Origin of the sequence: Bradyrhizobium sp. SZCCHNR1098 (genome assembly GCF_032489375.1) — a bacterium.
Taxonomy (GTDB): domain Bacteria; phylum Pseudomonadota; class Alphaproteobacteria; order Rhizobiales; family Xanthobacteraceae; genus Bradyrhizobium.
Window position 1 is genome coordinate 561,030 of the sequence record NZ_JAUEXY010000002.1, and the last position, 20,620, is coordinate 581,649.

The 20,620-nt window shown below is 66.4% G+C and carries 19 protein-coding genes; 6 read left to right on the plus strand and 13 right to left on the minus strand.

From position 1 onward, the window contains the following. Positions 1 to 114 precede the first annotated feature (114 nt). On the minus strand, positions 115 to 741 hold the full coding sequence (locus QX135_RS06830; protein ID WP_316176801.1) for a LysE family translocator: 627 nt from the start codon (positions 739 to 741) through the stop codon (positions 115 to 117). 200 nt (positions 742 to 941) lie between these two features. Continuing rightward, positions 942 to 1,574, minus strand: a complete 633-nt coding sequence (locus QX135_RS06835) for a LysE family translocator (protein ID WP_316176800.1) — start codon at positions 1,572 to 1,574, stop codon at positions 942 to 944. A 318-nt stretch (positions 1,575 to 1,892) separates the two neighbouring features. On the opposite strand from QX135_RS06835, the gene QX135_RS06840 reads away from it, so the two are divergent. The 3 genes from QX135_RS06840 (at position 1,893) to QX135_RS06850 (ending at position 4,983) form a co-directional block, all read left to right on the plus strand. Further along, positions 1,893 to 2,327: a GNAT family N-acetyltransferase gene (locus QX135_RS06840; RefSeq protein ID WP_316176799.1), complete on the plus strand. Its 435-nt coding sequence runs from the start codon at positions 1,893 to 1,895 to the stop codon at positions 2,325 to 2,327. Between the two features lie 828 nt (positions 2,328 to 3,155). Beyond that, positions 3,156 to 4,706 (plus strand): aldehyde dehydrogenase family protein, encoded by a 1,551-nt coding sequence (locus QX135_RS06845; protein ID WP_316176798.1) that lies wholly within the window; start codon positions 3,156 to 3,158, stop codon positions 4,704 to 4,706. Positions 4,707 to 4,782: 76 nt separating this feature from the next. Beyond that, entirely contained in the window at positions 4,783 to 4,983 is a 201-nt protein-coding gene (locus QX135_RS06850; RefSeq protein ID WP_316176797.1) for a DUF3606 domain-containing protein, read from the plus strand. Between the two features lie 2 nt (positions 4,984 to 4,985). Here the strand turns inward: QX135_RS06850 and QX135_RS06855 are convergent, their stop codons facing one another. Both QX135_RS06855 and QX135_RS06860 read right to left on the minus strand, forming a co-directional pair. Next, the gene (locus QX135_RS06855) at positions 4,986 to 5,186 is read right to left on the minus strand and encodes a hypothetical protein (protein ID WP_315740927.1); all 201 of its coding nucleotides are present in this window, start codon (positions 5,184 to 5,186) and stop codon (positions 4,986 to 4,988) included. A 59-nt stretch (positions 5,187 to 5,245) separates the two neighbouring features. Next, a complete protein-coding gene (locus QX135_RS06860) occupies positions 5,246 to 5,539 on the minus strand; it encodes a hypothetical protein (protein WP_316176796.1) in 294 nt (97 codons plus the stop codon). 170 nt (positions 5,540 to 5,709) lie between these two features. On the opposite strand from QX135_RS06860, the gene pncA reads away from it, so the two are divergent. Beyond that, complete coding sequence (gene pncA, locus QX135_RS06865; protein WP_316177266.1) at positions 5,710 to 6,345, plus strand: bifunctional nicotinamidase/pyrazinamidase; 636 nt, start codon at positions 5,710 to 5,712, stop codon at positions 6,343 to 6,345. A gap of 10 nt (positions 6,346 to 6,355) precedes the next feature. Here pncA and QX135_RS06870 read toward each other — a convergent pair whose 3' ends face one another. The 9 genes from QX135_RS06870 to QX135_RS06910 form a co-directional block, all read right to left on the minus strand. Further along, the gene (locus QX135_RS06870; RefSeq protein WP_316176795.1) at positions 6,356 to 7,909 is read right to left on the minus strand and encodes a hydantoinase/oxoprolinase family protein; all 1,554 of its coding nucleotides are present in this window, start codon (positions 7,907 to 7,909) and stop codon (positions 6,356 to 6,358) included. Between the two features lie 2 nt (positions 7,910 to 7,911). Then, a complete protein-coding gene (locus tag QX135_RS06875; protein WP_410052013.1) occupies positions 7,912 to 9,000 on the minus strand; it encodes a DUF917 domain-containing protein in 1,089 nt (362 codons plus the stop codon). Between the two features lie 93 nt (positions 9,001 to 9,093). Beyond that, on the minus strand, positions 9,094 to 10,182 hold the full coding sequence (locus tag QX135_RS06880; RefSeq protein WP_316176793.1) for an ABC transporter ATP-binding protein: 1,089 nt from the start codon (positions 10,180 to 10,182) through the stop codon (positions 9,094 to 9,096). Then, the gene (locus tag QX135_RS06885) at positions 10,179 to 11,243 is read right to left on the minus strand and encodes an extracellular solute-binding protein (RefSeq protein ID WP_316176792.1); all 1,065 of its coding nucleotides are present in this window, start codon (positions 11,241 to 11,243) and stop codon (positions 10,179 to 10,181) included. The genes QX135_RS06880 and QX135_RS06885 overlap by 4 nt, the downstream gene beginning before the upstream one ends. Positions 11,244 to 11,257: 14 nt before the next feature. Continuing rightward, complete coding sequence (locus QX135_RS06890; RefSeq protein WP_315776213.1) at positions 11,258 to 12,136, minus strand: ABC transporter permease; 879 nt, start codon at positions 12,134 to 12,136, stop codon at positions 11,258 to 11,260. Between the two features lie 8 nt (positions 12,137 to 12,144). Beyond that, entirely contained in the window at positions 12,145 to 13,020 is an 876-nt protein-coding gene (locus tag QX135_RS06895; protein WP_316176791.1) for an ABC transporter permease, read from the minus strand. Next, a complete protein-coding gene (locus QX135_RS06900) occupies positions 13,020 to 13,802 on the minus strand; it encodes an IclR family transcriptional regulator (RefSeq protein ID WP_315740919.1) in 783 nt (260 codons plus the stop codon). The genes QX135_RS06895 and QX135_RS06900 overlap by 1 nt, the downstream gene beginning before the upstream one ends. A 153-nt stretch (positions 13,803 to 13,955) precedes the next feature. After that, a complete protein-coding gene (locus QX135_RS06905; protein ID WP_410052008.1) occupies positions 13,956 to 17,501 on the minus strand; it encodes a molybdopterin cofactor-binding domain-containing protein in 3,546 nt (1,181 codons plus the stop codon). Beyond that, on the minus strand, positions 17,501 to 17,983 hold the full coding sequence (locus QX135_RS06910; RefSeq protein WP_316176790.1) for a (2Fe-2S)-binding protein: 483 nt from the start codon (positions 17,981 to 17,983) through the stop codon (positions 17,501 to 17,503). The genes QX135_RS06905 and QX135_RS06910 overlap by 1 nt, the downstream gene beginning before the upstream one ends. 285 nt (positions 17,984 to 18,268) lie before the next feature. Between QX135_RS06910 and QX135_RS06915 the strand changes: the two genes are divergently transcribed. Both QX135_RS06915 and QX135_RS06920 read left to right on the plus strand, forming a co-directional pair. Then, a complete protein-coding gene (locus QX135_RS06915) occupies positions 18,269 to 19,720 on the plus strand; it encodes a 6-hydroxynicotinate reductase (RefSeq protein ID WP_316234001.1) in 1,452 nt (483 codons plus the stop codon). Further along, positions 19,717 to 20,604 (plus strand): UPF0280 family protein, encoded by an 888-nt coding sequence (locus QX135_RS06920; protein ID WP_316176789.1) that lies wholly within the window; start codon positions 19,717 to 19,719, stop codon positions 20,602 to 20,604. Before QX135_RS06915 ends, QX135_RS06920 begins: the two co-directional genes overlap by 4 nt. Positions 20,605 to 20,620 lie beyond the last annotated feature (16 nt).

The window sequence follows — 20,620 nt, forward strand, 5'->3', positions numbered from 1 at the left end:
AGGTGACGGCGACAATATAGCCTGACCTGCGCGTTGCAGAAACTCGGACGACGCCTCGCGGGCGTTGTCATCCGATGTGGCCGGCGACAATCCCGGCCGAAGGTCGCAGCCCGTTCAGTTCTGCGCCGTCCGCGCCGCCGCGGCGGCGACGCCCGCACCGATCAGAAGGGTGCCGCCCGCCTTGTTGAAGATGCTGATCACCGTCGCGCTCCCTACGAGCGCGCGGGCGCGCGAGGCGATCAGCGCATAGCCGACGGCATTGGCGAAGGCGAGCACGACGAAGGTCGATTCGAACACGATCATCTGCTTGAGGAAGCTGCCGTTCGGACTGAGGAACTGCGGCAGGAACGCGACGAAGAAGGTGATGCTCTTCGGGTTCAGCGCCGTGACGATCCAGGCGTGACCGAGCATCTTCAGCGCCGAGGTCCTGTCGGTCCGCGGCACGGCGTTCAGCGCGCCGCCGGCCTGCCACAGCTTGATCCCGAGCCAGACGAGATAGGCCGCGCCGATCCATTTCAGCACGGTGAACAGCAGCGCCGAGGTCGCCAGCAACGCACCGACGCCCAGCATGGACAAGGTCATGGCGGTGAAGTCGCCCAGCGCGACGCCGACGGCGGTCGGCAGCGCGGTTCGCCATCCTTGGCCCAGCGCATAGGAGACCACCAGCAGAACCGTCGGCCCCGGGATCACAAGGAGAATGATGGACGTCGCTGCAAACGCGAGCCAAGTCTCGATCGTCATGCTGACCCTCTCTTGTCGTCCCCATCATGAACGCATATCGCATACGGGTTCGTCGAGCCTGAAATCGTGTTCTCGTCCTCGGTTCTGTGCTGACCGGGCGTGACGGGTGTCAGGACCGCGACGGCGCCGGACTGCTCCGCAACACGATCGTCCGGGGCTGTCGGGTCCCCGCTTCAGCGAATGTTGCGGATGTCTGACGACTAACGTTTCCCCTCGAACGCCAGCCGCAGGGCGAGCGCGCCGAACACCGTTCCCAGCAGATATTGCGGCCAGCGGCCGAGGCGGCCACCTCTGAAGATGTTGGCGCCGACGCGGCTCGCGACAGCAATGACGGCTCCATTCACGACGAGGCCGATAGCGTTGAGCACGGTCGCGAGCGTCATGATCTGGAGCCCGACCGATCCGGCATCGGCCGTGACGAACTGGGGGAACAGCGCCAGAACGAACAGGGCCATTTTTGGATTGAGCAGGTTCGTCACCAGCCCTTGCCGGACAGCTGCCAAGGTCGAGCGCCGGTCGCTCTCGCCGGAGACCGGCGCGAGCGGACGATTCGAGCTCAAAGCCTGCCACGCCAGAAACAGGAGATAGGCGGCGCCCACGTAGCGAACCGCGTCATAGGCGACGGGGACCAGTAGAAACAGCCTGGAGAGGCCGAAGGCCGCAGCAAGCGCATGGCAATAGGTCCCAGCCTGAATTCCCATCAGCGTCGCAAACCCGACAGACCGCCCCTGCGCGATGCTGCGGCTGGCGATCAGGAGCATGTCAGGGCCCGGAGTGACGGTCAGCGCCAGACACGCGAGGGAAAACAGCGCGAGTGTGTGAAGATCGAGCATGTCCGGTTCGCTCCGAGTCGAGGATAGCGAAGCTTACATGCCTTCTCCGCGAAACTCGACGAAACTCGGGCCATCAAATCTTCGGCGGTGAATACGGACATGTTGGAACGCACAACGCGTCGACCGTCAGTTCGGGAAAGGCATCGTTTTGGGAGTTTGGTGCAATTACAATAAATTCGGCTGGCAGCGCGCAGGCGCATCTGAGCTCGTGCGCTGCCGCCGAAACTACGAGGCGAGGTCGACAGTGCAATTGTTAGGGAAAGAGAGTTACCGCTTGCGTTCGATGGGATGCATCGGCTCCGGTCCGAGGAGACAGGATTGAGTACGATCTTCGAGGTCCAAGCAACAGACCTGCTCATGTCGGAGGTTTACGCCTTACGACGCCGTGTGTTCGTCGTCGAGCAAGGAGTCCCTGAGGAACTTGAAGTCGACGATGACGATAGGCGCGCCATCCATCTTGCCGCGCTTTCGGATGGCCTCGTCATAGGGACGTTACGCATCCTGCTTCATGACCGCGCTGCGAAAATCGGCAGGATGGCGGTATCGGCATCATCGCGAAAAAGGGGCGTTGGGAGGGAGTTGATGGAGTTTGCGGCTGCGACCGCATCTCGCCGCGGTGCCGACGAGATCGTTCTCGGGGCGCAAGTCACAGCACGCGGATTCTATGAACGACTGGGGTACAGCGCGGAAGGATCAGCATTCGACGATGCGGGCATACCGCACGTGATGATGCGAAGGAAACTCCAGCGATGAGCCGTCGGTTGGCTGCGTGGCCTCTCCGAACGCATCGTCTGATGACGCGCGGGTGACGTCCGGCCCGTCGGCCCCGACGGCTGCTCCTGGCCGGTGCGGACCGTTCGAGCCGATACGGCGCCGCCATCAACGTCAGCACGGCGCCCAACATCGCCCGCGCTCACCGAAGATTTATCTTTCGCTTTTCCAGAAGATGTGCTCTACTGCGTCCATCCTGCTTCGCCACGAGGGGCGTATCGCGATCGTCACGACACGTGAGGCGGGGAGGCGATGGCCGCTTGTCTGCCGCAGCGTGCTTGCACGCGGACGAACGGCAACTGGCGGACGAGAAGTCGTGTGGTCCTGGCGCCGCGACGCTGGCGCCAAGCTTTCGGGCGATGATCCCGAGGGCGACGGTGGCTAAAGAGCCGTACACCGGGGAGATCACGATATAATCGTGAAGACCATCGCGCGGGGAATGCCGGGATGTCTCGGCTGAACCTGTGGTTCCTGCCGCCTGCATTTTTTTTCGCAGGCGGGCCATGGGGGCGGCCAGCTCCCGGCATTCCCTGCGCCCTCGTGTTTCGCGAGGGCTCATCGATCCCATCAGCCCGGGCGCGTTGCGTCGCGGGATCTCGCCGCTGCGCGCCAGAAGGCTCAGCCGGCGCGCGAGAAACAGAACGAGCGGGAGGACGCCTCCGTGCGCTGACGAGCGACCTGCCCAGTGGCGGTTTGCCCAGCGCGCGGGTGCTCGCGCCGCAGCCGGATTTGATCTACACGGGGGCGTTTATGATGGACCATTCATGACGTCTCGCGCGCACCGGTGCGGGGGACAATCCGGAGTTGCATATGTCGCCCAGCCAAGCATCGCCCCTGACCCTCGTTGCGGAAACGGCCGAGATCCTGACCTCGCTCGGCGTTGCGCCGGATCGGCTGCGCGGTGGGACGCGCGCCGCGCGTTCGCCCGTGACCGGCGAGGTGTTGGCCCATGTGCACGACGACACCAGGGCGGATGCGACCGCGGTGATCGCGCGCGCCCATGCCGCGTTCTTGCAGTGGCGCCTCGTGCCCGCGCCGAAGCGTGGCGAGCTGGTGCGGCTGTTGGGCGAGGAGCTGCGCGCCCACAAGGCTGCGCTCGGTCGCCTGGTCTCGATCGAGGCCGGCAAGATCGTCTCCGAGGGGCTCGGCGAGGTCCAAGAGATGATCGATATCTGCGACTTCGCCGTCGGCCTGTCGCGCCAGCTCTATGGGCTGACCATCGCGACCGAGCGCGCCGAGCATCGCATGATGGAGACCTGGCATCCCCTCGGCGTCACCGGCGTGATCTCCGCCTTCAACTTCCCGGTGGCGGTGTGGGCCTGGAACGCGGCGATTGCGCTGGTGTGCGGCAACAGCGTCGTCTGGAAGCCGTCGGAGAAGACGCCGCTGACCGCGCTCGCGACCGACGCGCTGCTGGTGCGCGCGCTGCAACGTTATCGCCGCGAGGGCGGTGAGGCGCCGGAGGGGCTTGCCGGCCTGCTGCTCGGCGGCCGCACGGTCGGCGAGATGCTGGTCGACGATGCCAGGGTGCCGCTGGTGTCGGCGACCGGCTCGACCGCCATGGGCCGCGTCGTCGGCGCCTGCCTTGCCGGCCGCTTTGCCCGCGCCATCCTCGAGCTCGGCGGCAACAATGCCGCGATCGTCACGCCCACGGCCGACCTCGATCTCACCCTGCGCGCCGTGGCGTTCGCGGCGATGGGTACCGCGGGCCAGCGCTGCACCAGCCTGCGCCGCCTGTTCGTGCATGCCGACGTCTACGCCCAGCTCGTGCCACGGCTGAAGCAGGCCTACGCCTCGGTGGCGATCGGCAATCCGCTGGAGCAGGGCACCCTGATCGGCCCGCTGATCGATCGCGGCGCCTACGACGCCATGCAGGACGCGCTGAGCGCCGCGCGCGATCACGGCGGCCGCGTGTTCGGCGGCGAGCGCGTCGCCGTCGGCGGCTTCGAGCAGGCCTATTACGTCCGGCCGGCGCTGGTCGAGATCGAAGCGCAATCAGGCCCGGTCGAGCGCGAGACCTTTGCGCCGATCCTCTACGTGATGCCGTATCGTGATCTCGATGCCGCGATCGAGCTGCACAACGCCGTGCCGCAGGGCCTGTCGTCGTCGATCTTCACCAATGATCTGCGCGAGGCCGAATTGTTCGTGTCCTCGCGCGGCTCCGATTGCGGCATCGCCAACGTCAATATCGGTCCCTCGGGCGCCGAGATCGGCGGCGCGTTCGGCGGCGAGAAGGAGACCGGCGGCGGCCGCGAGTCCGGTTCGGATTCATGGAAGGCCTATATGCGCCGCGCCACCAACACCGTGAACTACGGCCGCAGCCTGCCACTGGCGCAGGGCGTCAAGTTCGACGTCGGCTGATCGATGCGATGGGCCTTCCTCGTCGGCGGAACCGCTTCGATGGGTCGCGCGTTGCGCGCTGAGAAGGAGATGCACCATGGCAGCGAAGAAGAAGACATCCACCGCGAAGTCCGCGCGCGGACGCAAGCAGGATCGCGCCCGCGTCGCGGGTGGACAGGACTACGAAGTCCGCTACGAAGCCAAGAAAGGCGGCCGCTCGGCGTCCGCAGTGAAGAAGGCGGTCAAGAAGGTCGGCAACAGCCGGAAGAAAGTCGAGCGCAAGCTTACGCGCCAATGACGTCAATGTTGCTTCGGCCGCTCCGGCGGCCGAAGCGATCCCCTCGCCCAGCGGAGCGCCTTGGGCGAGTGCAGCGGATCGGGCCCATCGCAGGTCGGGCAAGTAAGCTCGCGGCGCCCGCCCTTGCCCTCGCGCACCGCGAGCGCGCGACCGCAGGTCGGGCATGGCTTGCGCAGCAGCCACGGGACCGGATGATTCGGCATGATGGCGTCTCCCGCTGGAGGCCTCAGGCTAGGGCATCTTGGGGTAGCTGCGGAATCACTTATTTGAATCGCGGCGGATCTTCCGGCTCTCCGTGCCGTGAACAATCAGGGCAGGTGTCGCCGGTCGCGGCCAGGACGTCCTCGATCGCCGCGACCGCTTCCGAGCTACACAAGCCGCGTGGCGGATCGTCGCGTGCGATGCGAAGCGCAAGAGACAGCGCATGCGGATCGCCGCGCTCGCGCATCCAGCCGTGCTGTTCGCATTCGACGATCGCGCCGGCCTCGCGCAGGGTGGCGACCGCCCAGCGCTCGAGACGCTGGCTCTTGGAATGGTGTGTGACGGCAGTCTGCATCGGCCACGCTCTCCCGCCGGGAGAATCCATGAATCGGCGGGTGTTTCCAGGCCCATCCTGCAGGGCAGGGATTCCAAAATGGAGGGGCTGGCTTGCCGCGGATTGTTCGGCGGTCCGGCTTGAGATTGCCGCGGGCTGGGGCCATCCTTGACGGAGTACGCGTGAAACGGATGCAGACCGGAATGCAGATCAAGGCCAACGAGGATTTGCTGCTCATCATCGATGTGCAGAACGATTTTTGCCCCGGCGGCGCGCTCGCCGTGGCCGACGGGGATGCCGTGGTGCCGGTGATCAACCGGCTGAGCGGGAAGTTCGATCACATCGTCCTGACCCAGGACTGGCACCCGGCGGGACACAGCTCGTTCGCCTCGAGCCACCCGGGAAAGACGCCGTTCGAGTCCGTCACGATGCCCTACGGACCGCAGACCTTGTGGCCGGACCATTGCATCCAAGGCTCGCCGGGCGCGGCCTTCCATGCCGATCTTGCGACCGACAAGGCGCAGCTCATCATCCGCAAGGGCTTTCGTGCCGCGATCGATTCCTACTCGGCGTTCTTCGAGAACGACAAGACCACGCCCACCGGCCTCGCCGGCTATCTGCGCGAGCGCGGCCTGAAGCGGGTTTTTCTCGTCGGTCTCGCCACCGATTTCTGCGTGCACTATTCGGCGGTCGATGCGCGGCGGCTCGGCTTCGCGGCCATCGTCGTCGACAACGGCTGCCGGGGCATTGACCTCGGCGGCTCGATGGCGGCGGCCAAGGCGCAAGGCGCGGAGGCCGGGGTCGAGCGGATCGCCGAGCTGGCGTGATGACAATGGACTACGCCGCCGCGCCGATGGTCGGCTCGGCGATGGCGCCGGCGACGCGAACACGGACGCGCAGCGCGTTGCCGGGGAGGTAGGCGATCGGCATGTCCTCGACGTCGACCGTCTTGAGCGTGTCGCGGTCGGCGCCGGCCTGCACGGCGCGTGCCTCGGCGATGCCGCGCGCGGCGGCGATGGCCTCGTCGCGGGTGAGGTCGCGGAAGACCTGGTCGGCCTCGCCGGAGACCTGGGCGATGGCGGCGCCGACCGCATTGGCGCAGTCGCCATGGTCAACGCGGACGATGTTGGAGATGCCGGCGAGGCGCTCCGGCACCAGGAAGGCACCGCCGCCGACCGCGAGCAGCGGCACGTCGCCGGCCTCGGTCTTCATGCGGTCGATGTCGCCCTCGAGCTTGCGGTGGGCGTCGGCGAGCGCGGCGTCGATCAGGCCTTTCGGCAGATGCGCGACGCGCGATCTGTCGCCGATGTCGATCAGCCCCGCCGCGACCGCGATGTCGGTCGCGGTCAGACGGTCGCCGCCAAATACCAGCGCGTCCGATGTCAGCCGGTATCCGACGCTGAGCGGGCCGACGCGGACCGGATCCTGCTCGACATGGCTGCCGCCACCGAGCCCGATCGAGAGCAAATCGGGCATGCGGAACAGCGTGCGGACGCCGCCGACCTCGACGACGGCGTTGGCCTCGCGCGGAAAACCGTGGCGCAGCTGGCCGATGTCGCTGGTGGTGCCGCCGACGTCGACCACCATGGCGTCGTCGAGGCCGGAGAGATACGCGGCACCACGCATCGAGTTGGTGGCGCCGGAGGCGAAGCTCATGACCGGAAAGGCGGTCGCGATCTCCGCCTGCATCACGGTGCCGTCGTTCTGCGTCAGGAACAGCGGCGCATCGATGCCGGACTCCGCGATCGCCTTGCGGAAGGCGGCGACCGTCGTGACCGCGAGGTCGTGGAGCGCGGCATTGAGCAGGGCGGCGTTCTCGCGCTCCAGCAGTCCGATGCGGCCGAGGTCGTGCGACAGGGTGACGGCGACCTCGGGGCAGATCTCGGCGAGGATCTCGCGCGCAGTGTTTTCGCAGCTCGGGTCGAGCGGCGAGAACGACGAGGCGACCGCGACCGCGCGCAGGCCCTTGGCCTTGATCGCGTACGCGGCGGCCCTCAGTCCGGCCGTGTCGAGCGGCATGAAGGGGCGGCCATCATAATCGTGGCCGCCTTCGAGCATGAAGGTCTCGGCGCTGACCAGCGCGGCGAGATCGGCCGGCCAGTCGCAGAACGGCGGCAGCGAGGCGGAGGCGGGCATCCCGATTCGGATGGCGCCGATCCTCTGCAGGTGCCTCCGCTGCACCACCGCATTGATGAAATGCGTGGTGCCGATCACGACCGCGTCGACCGGCACGGCCGCCGCGGGATTTTCTCGCAGCGCCTTGAGCGCGGCGAGAATGCCGGAGGTGACGTCGGCGGTGGTTGCGCTCTTGACGGAGTGGACGACCTCGTCGTCGGCAATCAGGACGGCGTCGGTGTTGGTGCCACCGACGTCAATGCCAATCCGCTTCATTCTCAGGGAGCTCCAGGGGTCGCAAACAGCGACCGGAAATCGAGGTCATAGCCGAAGGCGCGCGGGCCGACGAATTCGAGCCCGCGCGGGCTGGTCAGCACGGCCGGTGCGGGCAGCGCGATCACGGTAACGCGCTGACCGTAGCGCACCGTCTCGGTGCCGATGCCGTGGCCGTTGACGCTGTCGAGCACGCAGATCAGGTCCGGCGACATCGCGATGGCTTCGCCATCGCGCCAAGCCACGATCCATTCGTTCTGGAACGACAGCTTGAGCTGCGTGCCGCGATCGTCGTCGCTGCCCTCGATCACGGCGCTGCCGCGCAGAAATCCTTCGGTGGTGCGGCGCTCGACGTCGACGATCTTGCCGCTGAACAGCCGCTGCCCGCCCTCGCAATCGAGGATCGCCGCGATCGGATCGTGGTGGCTCCTGTTGGCGGCCTCGACCGCGCGGCCGATGGCGATGGCCTTGGTGGTGGTGAAATGGATGCCCCAGTCCTTGACCTCGCGGCCCGTGCGCGGCGCCTTGCTGGTCGAGGCGATCGAGCCCATCTCGACGCAGATCTTGCGGCTGGCGCGCTCCATCCACTTCCAGCTCGGCACCTTGGTCACGACGGCCTCGATGCCGCGCGGATCGTAGAGCGTGCAGGGATAGGGCTTGAGGTCGCCGATCGCGACCGACGTCATCTGCGCCTCGGGAAAGGCGCGGCCCATGCAGTCGGCGTCGACCACGGGGATGTTCAGATGCGCCGCCGCCATCAGCGCCTGCATGCCGTTGCCGCCGCCGATCTCGACCGACATCACGGCGCGAAATGTGATGCCGTTGATCTCCTCCTGCATGCGCACCGCACGCGCGATGCTGCGGCTGTCGGCCAGCCGTTCCTGCCCGACCAAGGGGGCGCCCATGTTGGAGACCACCGCGACCCAGTCGTCGTCTGCGAGGTCGAGCGGCGACATCATCTGCACGCGATGTCCTTCCGCATAGAGCCGGCGCAGGTTGAGCAGGCCGAGATAGGGACTGCCGCCGCCGCCGGTGCCGAGGATCCAGGCGCCGACCGCGAGCGCCTCGATGTCGTCGAGGCTGATCGTCTCCATGCCGGCCGCGCTCACGGCACGAGCTCTTCGACGGTGCTCTGTGACTGCGGCGCACGGTACTGCTGCGGGAATAAGAATCTAACGTTCACAATATCAATCCTCGAGAATGACGAGATCGGCCGGACGCCAGTCGAGCGTGACCGTTTGACCGGGCGCGTGGAGCGGACCAGCCCCGGAATTCGGCTGTTGCGCCAGCACGTGCTGTCCGCTCTCCAGGGCGACGCGGTACAGCACCGCGCCGCCGAGGAAATTGGAGCTCTCGACGGTGCCGCGCACGGACATGCCCGTCCGCTTGGCATCGGCCACCTCGGCTGGCGACACCGATATCTTCTCCGGCCGCAGCGCGACCGACAGAACCTCGCCCTCGGCTGCTGCGACCGTGTCCGCCAGGGCCAGCACCAGACCGTTGCCGGCGGCTATGCCGACGCCATTGTCCAAGGTCACGCGCTGGCCGCGAAAAATGTTGGTGTCGCCGATGAAATCCGCGACGAAACGCGTTCGCGGCTGATCGTAGATCTCGACCGGGGTACCGATCTGCTCGATGCGGCCGGCGTTCATGACCGCGATACGGTCCGACATTGCCAGCGCCTCTTCCTGGTCGTGGGTGACGAACACGAGGGTGAGGCCGAGCGTCTTCTGCAGCTGCTTGAGTTCGAACTGCATCTGCTGGCGCAGTTTCTTGTCGAGCGCGCCGAGCGGCTCGTCGCAGAGCAGCACGCGCGGCGAGATGACGATGGCGCGGGCGAGCGCGACGCGCTGCTGCTGTCCGCCGGACAGTTGCGCCGGCCTGCGGTTCTCGAGGCCTCCGAGTTCAACCATCGCCAGCGCTGCCTTCACCTTCGCGGCAATCGTCGCCTTGTCGATCTTGCGCATGCGCAGGCCGAAGGCGACGTTCTCGGCCACGGTCCGGTGCGGAAACAGGGCGTAGTTCTGGAACACCATCGCCATGTCGCGCTTGTGCGCCGGCACATGGGTAACGTCGGCGCCGTCGAGGCGGATCTCGCCGGCGCTTGGGCTGTCGAAGCCGGCGATCATGCGCAGGGTGGTGGTCTTGCCGCAGCCGGACGGGCCGAGCAGCGAAAAGAACTCGCCAGGCCTGATGTTCACGGCAACCGCATCGAGTGCGCGTACGCCGCCGTCATAGATCTTGCTGACCGCGGCGATCTCGATGGCAGCGCTCATGCGCGGAAGATCCGGTTGACCCGGCTGTCGATCTCGTCTTTTCGTGCATTGTACCACTTCCAGTCGACCTGGATCAGCTTGCTGACCTTCTCCGGCGTCGTCAGCAGCTTGGCGTCATACTTGGCGTCGAGCTTGACCTTCTTGTTGGCCGGCGAATACCACACCGTCTCGGCGAGGCGCTTTTGGACCTCGGGGCGCAGCATGTAGTTGATATAGGCGTTGGCGAGCTCCTTCACCTTGCTGCCGGGCGTGATGCTCAGCACTTGCTCGAGCGACAGCACGCCCTCGTTCGGCGTGACGAAGTCGACCGGCTGGTTCTGACCGTCGTAACGATAGATGCCGGAATCATGCAGGATGCCGAGGCCGACCTCACCGGACAGGATCAGCTTCTCCATCGCGCCGGTGAAGTCGACCAGCTTGATCGGCTTCAGCTTCTCCAGCGCTGCATAGGCGGCGTCGAGGTCGGTCTGGCCCTTGCCATACAGCGCGCCGCACATCATCACGAACGCCTGTCCCAAGCTATTGGCTGGGATCACATAGCCGCCGCGCGCGCCATTGAATTTCGCGTCCCAGTAGTCTTTCCACGACGTGACGCTCCCATAGCCCTTGTCGGTGCGCATGCCGAGACCGATGGCGCTGGTGAAGATGCAGACGCCGACGATCTTGTCGCTGACGGCGTAAGGGTAGACGTCGGCAACGTTCGGAACCAGCTTGGGGTCGACCTTGGGCTCGACGAGACCCATCTCCACGGCCGCCCACTGCTCGTTGGAGTTGGTGTGCAGCACGTCGTAGACCGGGGCCGAGCGTGAGCTCGCCTGCAGTTTTGGCAGGAACGGCAGCGCGGTGTCGGTCTTGAGCTTGCACTTGAACTCGCTCTCGAAGGCCGGGCCGATCTCGGCCTTCATCACGTCACCCCATTTGCCACCCCAGCCGGTGACGTTGAGAACGGGCTCATCCGCACGCGCGACATAGGGAGCAGCGACAACGCCGGCGCCGAGCGACGCAGCCGCGGTCAGCAGGCGGCGGCGGCTCAGAGGAAAACGACGCGATGAGGCGGTCATGTCCGGGATCTCCCTTAGAGTTTGACGTAGGAGCGAAGACCTACGGTGCGGTCGAGCGCGATGACGACGATGAAGGCGAGCAGGATCGAGACCACCGAGGCCGCGCCGATGGTGCCGTCGAGATCGAACTTCAGATAGTTGAACAGCGTGATCGGCAAGGTCTCGCTACCCGGCGCGACCAGGAACAGCGACACCGGAAACTGGTCGAACGAGACGATGAAAGCAAAGATCGCGCCTGCCAGAACGCCGGGCTTCACCAGCGGCAGAGTGATCTCGAAGAAGGCCCGGGTGGGGCTGGCGCCGAGATTTTGCGCGGCTTCCTCCAGCCTGACATCGAAATTATGCAACACCGCGAGCGTGGTGCGCACGACGTAGGGAATCGTCACGAGCGTATGGCCCGCGACGAGGCCCCACAAGGGACGCCCGACATCGAGCAGCACGTAGGACTGGAACAATGCAAGACCGGTCAGGATCGCGGGCAGCATCAGCGGCGACAGCATGGTCGCCACGATCAGCCGAGAGCCTGGCAGGTTGCCGCGGGCGATCGCCAGCGCGGCCGACGCGCCAAGCACCGTGGCCGCGACCGTGGTCATGGCCGCAACTTCGATGCTGAAGAGCAGCGCGTGCATGAAGTCGCGCGAGGCGAAGAACTTCTCGAACCAGCGCAAGGAGACGCCGACCGGCGGAAACTGGATGAAAGGCGTGGGGTTCAGCGCGAACACGATCACGATCGCGATCGGCGTCAGCAGGAAGGCGAGGATGCCGGTATTGGCGGTGAGATAGAGCCTGCGACCCCACCGGAGCGGCCGCGTCTTGCTGCGAAGGGCAGGTGTGGCCGCCAGATCGATCGGCGCAGCAAGCGGCGGCCGCGATCCTGGAGCAAGGCTCGTCATATTGGCCCTCATTGCAGCTCGCGCTGGCCCGAAACGAGGCCGAGCACGTGATTATACGCGACAACGAGCGAGAGCGAAATGATGAGCAGCACCATGCCGAGCGCAGCCGCGAATCCGACGTTGAAGTTCGCGGAGATCTGCTGGTAGATCAGGATCGGCAGGGTCATGATCTGGAAGCCGCCGAGCAGGATCGGCGTGACGTAGGCGCTGATCGCGAGCGCGAAGACGAGCAGCGAACCGGCGAGGATGCCGGGCAGGCTGAGCGGCAGGGTGATTTCGAGAAAAGCGCGCCACGGGCTGGCGCCGAGATTCTCCGCCGCCTGCTCCAGCCGCTCGTCGATGCGGCCGATCACGCCAGTCAGCGTCAGCACCATGAAAGGCACATAGATGTGGACGAGGCCGATGATGATGCCGGTCTCATTGTACATCAGCTGCAACGGCCTGGTGATCAGCCCGAGCGCGGTCAGGATCTGGTTGATGACACCCTTGTCGGACAGCAGCGTCATCCAGGCGAAGGTGCGCACCACGATGCCGGTCAGCATCGGCGCCAGCACGGCCATCAGCAGCAGCGCATGGCCGGTGCGGCTCTTGATCCGCGCCATCCAATGCGCGAGCGGGTAGCCGATCACGAGCGCGGCCAGGGTCGTCCAGAGGCCGATCCGGATCGTGGTCCAGATCACCTCGAGATAGTAGCCGTCATCGCCCATGCGGGCATAGTGTTTGGCGGTGAGGGCGACGTTCAGCATGACCACGGGGTTGCCGGTCAGGACGCTCATCAGCGCCATCAATCCGATCGGCAGGAAGAAGAACAGCGCGAACAGCAACGCGCTCGGCAGGATCAACAGCGCCATGCTGTTGACGCGCGGCGCGCTGCTGCTCGTCATCAGGAGGCCAGTCCGGCCAGTTGTTCGATGGTCTGGCCGAGCGGATCGCCGGTCATGCGGCGCAGCTTGGCAGCCATCGCGCCGAGCTCGCGGCGGACGTTGGCGCGCTCGATCTCGGTGGTCGCCTGCACCGAATAGGAGACGGCGATGCCGATCAGCTCACCGCTCTCGCCGCTCGCCAGCGCAAAGCCCTGCGAGCCGACGCCCTCGATGGCCTCGTCGGCGGCGTCCGAGATGCCGGTCCGGCGGATCTCGTTCAGCCGCGCCATCAGCTCGGTGAAGTTCTGCGGCGAGTTGGCCGGGACCTTCGGGTAGTCGAGCGGCACGCGCGCCCGGATCTCCTGGTCTGACAGACGCGCCAGCATGGCGCGGCCATTCGAGGTGATGATTGCCGGCGTGCGCTGGCCGGGCGGGTTGACGACGCGCAGCGGATTGGAGCCGGGCACGATCCGCAGCACCACCTGCTGATAGCCGTCGAGCACGGCGATGTAGCCGGTGTGGCCAGTGCGCGCGCAGACATCGCGCAGTTCGCCCTCGGCGGTGGCGATCAGGTCGTCATGGGCCCGGTGAAGCCGCCCGAGCTCGAAGGTCAGCAGGCCCGGGCGGTAGCGTCGGCTATGTGGGTCCTGCTCGAGCAGGCCGCAATCGCGCAGCGAGCGGAGCAGGCGTGAGGTCGAGCTCTTCGGCTTGCCAGTCAGGACCTGGACGTCGGCAAAGGAGAGGTCGGGTCGCGCGGTCGAAAAGCAGCGCAGGATGTCGATGGCGTTGGTCAGGGCGCTCATGATGATACCATTTGTTCCATTTTTTGGAACATAGTCCCAAATTCTAGAAGCGGCAGGGCGACTGCCGCAAGGCGAAATTACTGGCAAGGAGGTGCCCGAATGCGCGTCAGGGTGGTGGTCGGGGCGCCGGGCGCTGAAGGAGCATGCTCGGCCTCACTGCGCCACGGCGGACCTGATGCGACCGATGGCGGCGTCGACGCCCGTCCAGGCCGGCTTGTCCGGGGCAAATTGCTGACGGAGATAGGCGACGAGTTCGGCGAGCTGGACGTCGCTGAGATGCTCCTTGAACGCCGGCATGTAGCCGAGGTCGGACGAGGCCGGCTTCATGATCCCGTGCAGGATCACCTGGATCAGATTGTCGGGTGTGGCGCTGTGCAGGTTGCTGTTCAGCGCCAGCGAGGGCCGGCTGCCGAACAATGGCAGGCCGCCGACCTCGTGACAGACCGCGCAGGCGCCGAGATAGAGCCGTGCCGCCGGAGACGGCGTCGAGGTCACCTTGGTGCGCGCTTCCAATTCCGCGGCCATCGCCTCCAGCTTCGCTGCCGCGGGCGAGGGCGTCTGGAACGAGGCGAGATAGATCGCCATGGCCCGAATGTCGGCATCGGGCAGCGTCGCGAGATCCTTGACGATCGGTGCCATCGGACCGGCGGCCACGCCATGGAAGCGCGACTGACCGGAGCGGAGATAAGTGTAGAGCTCGTCCTCGGTCCACGGGATCGGGGCACTCGAGAGCGAGGTCAGCGCTGGGGCTTCCCAGCCCTCGGCGAAGCCGCCAGCGAGATATGCGTTGCGCTGCTCGGCGCCGAGCGCGTTGCGCGGCGAGTGACAGGCGCTGCAATGGCCGAGGCTTTCGACGAGATAGAAGCCGCGATTCCACTGCTCGGATCGTGTTGGATCACGCCTGAACGGCTGCGTGTCGTGAAACAGTGCATTCCACCCGGCGACCAGCGGCCGCAGGTTGAACGGGAAGCGCAGCGCGTTGTCCGGCGCCTGCTGTCGGACCGGTGCCTGTGCCATCAGGTAGGCGTAGAGCGCCTGCAGGTCGGCATCATCGGTTCGTGCGAAATGCGTGTAGGGGAACGCCGGATAGAGCTGCCGGCCGTCGCGATGCACGCCCTCGCGCATCGCGCGCTCGAAGGCGGGATAGGACCAGGCGCCGATCCCGGTCTCGACGTCGGGCGTGATGTTGGTGCTGAACAGCGTGCCGAACGGCGTCTCCAGCGCACGGCCGCCGGCATTGATCAGGCCGCCGTCCGAGGTGTGGCAGACCGCGCAATTGCCGAGCGCCGCGAGCGCCTCCCCGCGCGCGATCGTCGCAGCGGAATAGACCGAGGGATCGGGGCGGGTGATCGGCGCGATGGCGCGCCAGGGCAGCACGGCTGCCGCGACGCTGATGGCCGCGGCGCAGGCCGCGACGGCGCTGGCGATGAGGCCGCCGCGTTTCGCGAACGGCTTGAGCCATGTTGCCGTGGGCCTTTCGGGTGCAGGAAGAGACTGTGGCTTCGCAGGGTCGACCTGCTCGCCGCGCAGTCCTTTCAGGATGCGCTCCGGCGTGAATGGCGGCTCGCGGAAGCGGACGCCAGTGGCGTCGTAGATCGCATTGGCGATCGCGGCGGCGCTCGGCACGGACGCGGACTCGCCGACGCCGAGCGGCGGCTGATCCGGTCGCGGCAGCATCAGCACGTCGATCTCAGGCACGTCGGGGAAGGTGATGATCGGATAGGCGCCCCATTCCCGTGCCGCGACCTTGCCGCGCGTGAAGGGAATCTCCTCCATCAGCGCCCGGCTGGTGGATTGGATGACGTTGCCTTCGATCTGGTGGCGTACCCCGTCCGGATTGATCATCAGGCCGGAGTCCTGGCCTGCGATCACCCGCGTGACGCTGACATCGCCGGTCGTCGTATTCACGGCGACATCGGCGATCCAGGCCGACCATGCCGCGCCGTAGCCGGGAAACTTGCTGTGGACGTAGAGCGCGTAGGCGAAGCCGCGGCCATGGACGACGCCGTTCTCGGGCGTCTTCTCTTCCCGCACGGGGCGCGGCGTCCAGCCGGCGCGCTCGGCCACGGCGTTCACGAGATCACGCGCGCGCTCGTCTTTCAGATAGCGCAGCCGGTATTCGATCGGGTCGACGCCGGCCTCCGCAGCGAGCTCGTCGATATAGGACTCGTGCGCGAAGGTATTGGGCAGCGCCGAGACGCCGCGGATCCAGGAGGCGCGCACGATCGGCGGCATGTCATGCGCTGTGATGCGCATATGGTCGTAATCATAAGGCGGAATCGCGGTGCGGTCGCCCATCTCGAACACGGCGGGCTCCGGCGCGATGCGGCCGGTGAGCAGCAAGGCCAGCGTCGGCGCGCCGTTCGAAGGATAGCGCGTGGCGAATTCATAGGCCGCAACCGAACCGTCGGCATTGAGGCCGCCATTGACGTCCATCAGCTGCGCGGTGCCTTTGGGCTCCCACAGATGCTCCTGCTCGCGCGTCAGCTGCACGCGCACCGGGCGGCCGACCGCACGCGACAGCAGCAGCGCATCGGCCGTGACATCGTCGGCGCAGTTGCGGCCATAGCAGCCGGCGGCCTCCAGCCGGACCAGCTCGATGTGATCCTCTGGACAGTCGATCAGCATGGCGAGATCGCCGCGCAGGATGTGCGGATTCTGCGTGCCGGAATAAATGCGGATCTGCCCGTCGCGATAGTCGGCGACAGCGCAGGACGGACCGATCGAGCCGTGCATCTGATAAGGCCAGAGATAAGTCCGCCGCATCGGCTTGGCGGCGCCGGCGATGGCGTCATCGACATCGCCCTTGTCGAGCAGCCGTCGCGGCTCGGACGGATTGGCCCGCAGCGCGTTCTCGACATCGTCGAGATCGCGCAAGGTCGGCACCGGCTTCCAATTCACCTCGAGGCGCTCGGCGGCCAGGATCGCGTTCTCCTCGCGCTCGGCGACGACGCCGATGAAGTCGCCGATGACGACGACGTCGATCAGGCCCGGGACGCCGCGCACCGAGTCTCTGTCGACGTCAAGCAGGCTGGTGCCGATGAACGGTCCGGCATCGACGCCGGCATAGGGTGGGCGCACGACGCGGCCGTGCAGCATGCCGGGCACGCGCACGTCATGTACGTAGATGAGCTCGCCGGTCGCCTTCGCCGGCAGATCGACGCGCGGCACCGAGCGGCCGACGACCTGATAGTCGTTCACCGACTTGACGATGATATCGTCGGCGAGCGCGAGGCTGATCGTCTCATCGCCGATCAGTTCGCCATAGCTGAGGACGCGGTTGTTGGGCCCGCGGATCAGCCCGTCCTCGACCGTCAAATCCTGAACGTCGAGGCCGAGCTGCGTGGCCGCTCGCGCCAAGAGGAAGGCGCGCGCCTGCGCCGCCGCCTTGCGCAGGGGTACGGCGGTGATCTGAATTGTCTCGCTGGCGATGGTCGCGCCCTGGTTCGGCACGACCGCGGTGTCACCGAGCACGACCACGACGCGGGCGAAGGAGACGTCGAGCTCTTCTGCAACGATCTGTCCCAGCGCGGTGCGGATGCCGGTGCCGAGATCGACATGGCCGTTGAAGGCCGAGACCTCGCCTGCCGCCGTGATCCGGATGAAGGTTTCGAACCGGCCATTGTTGCCGGCCATGGGACGCTCGACGACCAGCCAGCCGCGAGGCATGTCTTCGTCCTTGGTGAGGCGATCGTTCATCAGTCCAGCGCCTCGAGCGTGTGGCCGGCCGCCCGCATCGCCGCGCGGAGGATCTCGACATGGGCGCCGCAGCGGCAGAGATTGTAGCGCAGCGCCTGCTTGATCTCGTCGCGTGACGGATTGGGCTTGATCGCCAGCAGTGCCTTGGTCGTCATGATCATGCCGTTGAGACAATAGCCGCATTGCGCAGCCTGCTCGGCGATGAAGGCCTGTTGCACCGGATCGGGCGCCTCGCGCGAGCCCAGCCCTTCCAGCGTGGTGACATCACGGCCGATGCAGCCTTCCACCGGAATGACGCAGGAGCGGGCGGCGCGGCCGTCGATCAGCACGGTGCAGGCGCCACATTCCCCCAGGCCGCAGCCGTATTTCGGACCGTTCAGGGCGAGGTCGTTGCGCAGCACATGAAGCAGGGGCGTGCCGGGCGCGGCGGCGACGTCGTGCACCCGTCCGTTCACGGTCAGCCGAATCGTTGCTGGCGTCATGCCCTTCTGTCGTCCGCTATGCTATCGTTAACGAGGATGCGATGGCGATCGCTCCGAGCGTATCGTTTGTGTACTAACATGCAAGTGCCACGTTTTGCGCTGCAGCGTATGCACGATTTGTCGTCATTGTGCAGGGCAAACTGATCGTTTATCCGGCAATCGTGCTTTTCGTTCGCGGTGGCGCTTGACAGCCGGCGGAGGGGCGCGACATCATTCGTGTACGAACGAATTGCCTCGGCGTGTGGACGTTTGCCGCCAGCTCCGCTTCAAGATAGGCTTCTCTGCATGGTGACCGAAACGGCGAGCGACGGTGCCGCGGACAAGATCCGCTGCGATGCCTGTCCGGTGATGTGCTACATCAAGCCGGGCGCGGCAGGTGCTTGCGACCGTTATGCCAATCAGGACGGTGTGCTGGTGCGCGTCGATCCGCATATCCTGCTGGAGCGCACGGTGTCGCATGGCGGCAAGCTGGTGCCGTTCCAGGCGAGCGGCGACTGGGACGGCAAGATCGTGCATCAGCCCGAGCTGTTCGTTACCGCGATCGGCGCCGGCACCACCTATCCGGACTACAAGCCGGCGCCGTTCATTGTGTCGTCGGTGGTCGATGGCGTCGACATGGTCACGGTCGTGACCGAGGGCATCTTCAGCTATTGCGGCGTCAAGGTGAAGATCGACACCGACCGCTATCTCGGACCGGAAGCGGCGACGGTGCGCGTCGACGGCGAGGCGGTCGGTCACGTCACGACCAGCGAATACGGCTCGCAGATGCTGTCGCTCGGCGGCGTGCATCATCTCACCGGCGGCTCCAAGAAGGAGGGGCGTGTCACCTGTGACGCGCTGATGGACCTCAGCAACCGCAAAGCCGTGGAACTCGTGGTCGACGGGGGCTCCAGCGTGATCGTGCAGGCGGGGCAGTCCCCGATCGTCAACGGCGTCAAGGAAGAGCGCATGCGCGTCGGCTGCGGCTCGGCCACGATCGGCATGTTCGCCAAGCAATGGCAGGGCAAGGTCGACGAGGTCGTCGTGGTCGATGATCACATCACCGGCGTTCTTTCGGAGCACCAGGCCGGCAAGCTGCTCGACATTCCTGCGACAGGCATCAAGATGAAGGGACGTCGCTCCACGCCGGGCCGCTACTTCCAGGTGGCGCAGCCCGGAACCGGCTGGGGCGGCACCGACATCTCCGATCCGCTGTCGATTCTCGGGCCGTTCGATCCGAAGACGGCGAAGCCGGGAACGACGCTGCTGATGGTGTCCACGACGGGCGAGCATGCCGGATACTACGTGCTCGACGAGTCGCTCAGGCCGGTGCAGCGCGAGATGTCGCCGGAGCTGCAGTTCTCGGTCGAGCGCATCCAGGAGAACTGCGAGCCGGCGCTGTGCACCGTGCTGTTCATGGCCGGTGCCGGCGGCTCGCTGCGCGCTGGCGTCACCGACAATCCGGTGCGGCTGACGCGCTCGGTCAAGGATACGCTGACGCGGGTGACGAGCGGCGGTGCGCCGGTCTATGTCTGGCCGGGCGGCGGCATCACCTATATGGTCGACGTGACCCAGATGCCGGCCGGCGCCTTCGGCTATGTGCCGACGCCGGCGATCGTCGCGCCGATCGAGTTCACGCTGAGGCTATCGGACTATGCGGCGCTCGGCGGGCACATGGACTACGTCCAGCCGCTCGCTTCGCTCAAGGATGTCAGCAAGGACATCCGCCAACTGCCGTGGCCGAGGCCGGGCGCATGAGCCGGCGGCCACAGATCGCCTTGTTGCCCGACCGGCGGCTGCATCTGCAGGACGGCCCGATCGATCTGATCATCGGCGCAGATGCGGCCGATGGCGATATTGGTGCGGCCTATCGTGTGGCGGCCGAGCGTTTCACGGGTCTCTTGGACGAGCTGTGTGCCGAACTGTCCGATCTGCGCAGGGGAGCCGATCACGATCGATGCCAATTAAAAGGTGTCGTCGCGAGGCGGATGCATGCGGCCGTGTCGCCGTTCGCGCGCGAAATGTTCATCACGCCGATGGCCGCGGTTGCCGGGAGCGTCGCCGAGGAGATCCTCGGTGCCATGTGCGGTGCGGCGAAGCTGACGCGGGCTTATGTCAACAATGGTGGTGACCTCGCACTCCATCTGCGGGATGCCGCCACCTTCAGCGTCGGGCTGATGGACCGTCCCGACGGCGCGGGCGTGATGCGGAGGATGACGCTTCGTGCTGCCGACGCGATCGGCGGTGTCGCCACATCGGGCCGCCACGGTCGCAGCTTCTCACTGGGCATTGCCGATGCGGTGACGGTGCTCGCGCGTAGCGCAGCGCAGGCCGATGCGGCTGCGACGGTGATCGGCAACGCGGTCGACCTTCCGGGTCATCCGGCCGTGCTTCGCCGACCTGCGTGCGAGCTGCAACCGGAGAGCGATCTCGGTGACCGCCTCGTCACATGCGAGGTCGGAGAGCTCCGTGATGTCGAGGTTGCCGAAGCGCTGGCCGCGGGCGAGCATCGTGGGCAGTCGCTGCTGTCGGCCGGTCTGATCGAAGGCGCTGTTCTGCAGCTCCGCGGCAACATTCGCGTTGTCGGTCCGCGCGCGGTCGAGATCGTTCGTCGGCCGCAGTTGCGGGCGGCGGCGGCGTGAGGTTTGATGCATGATG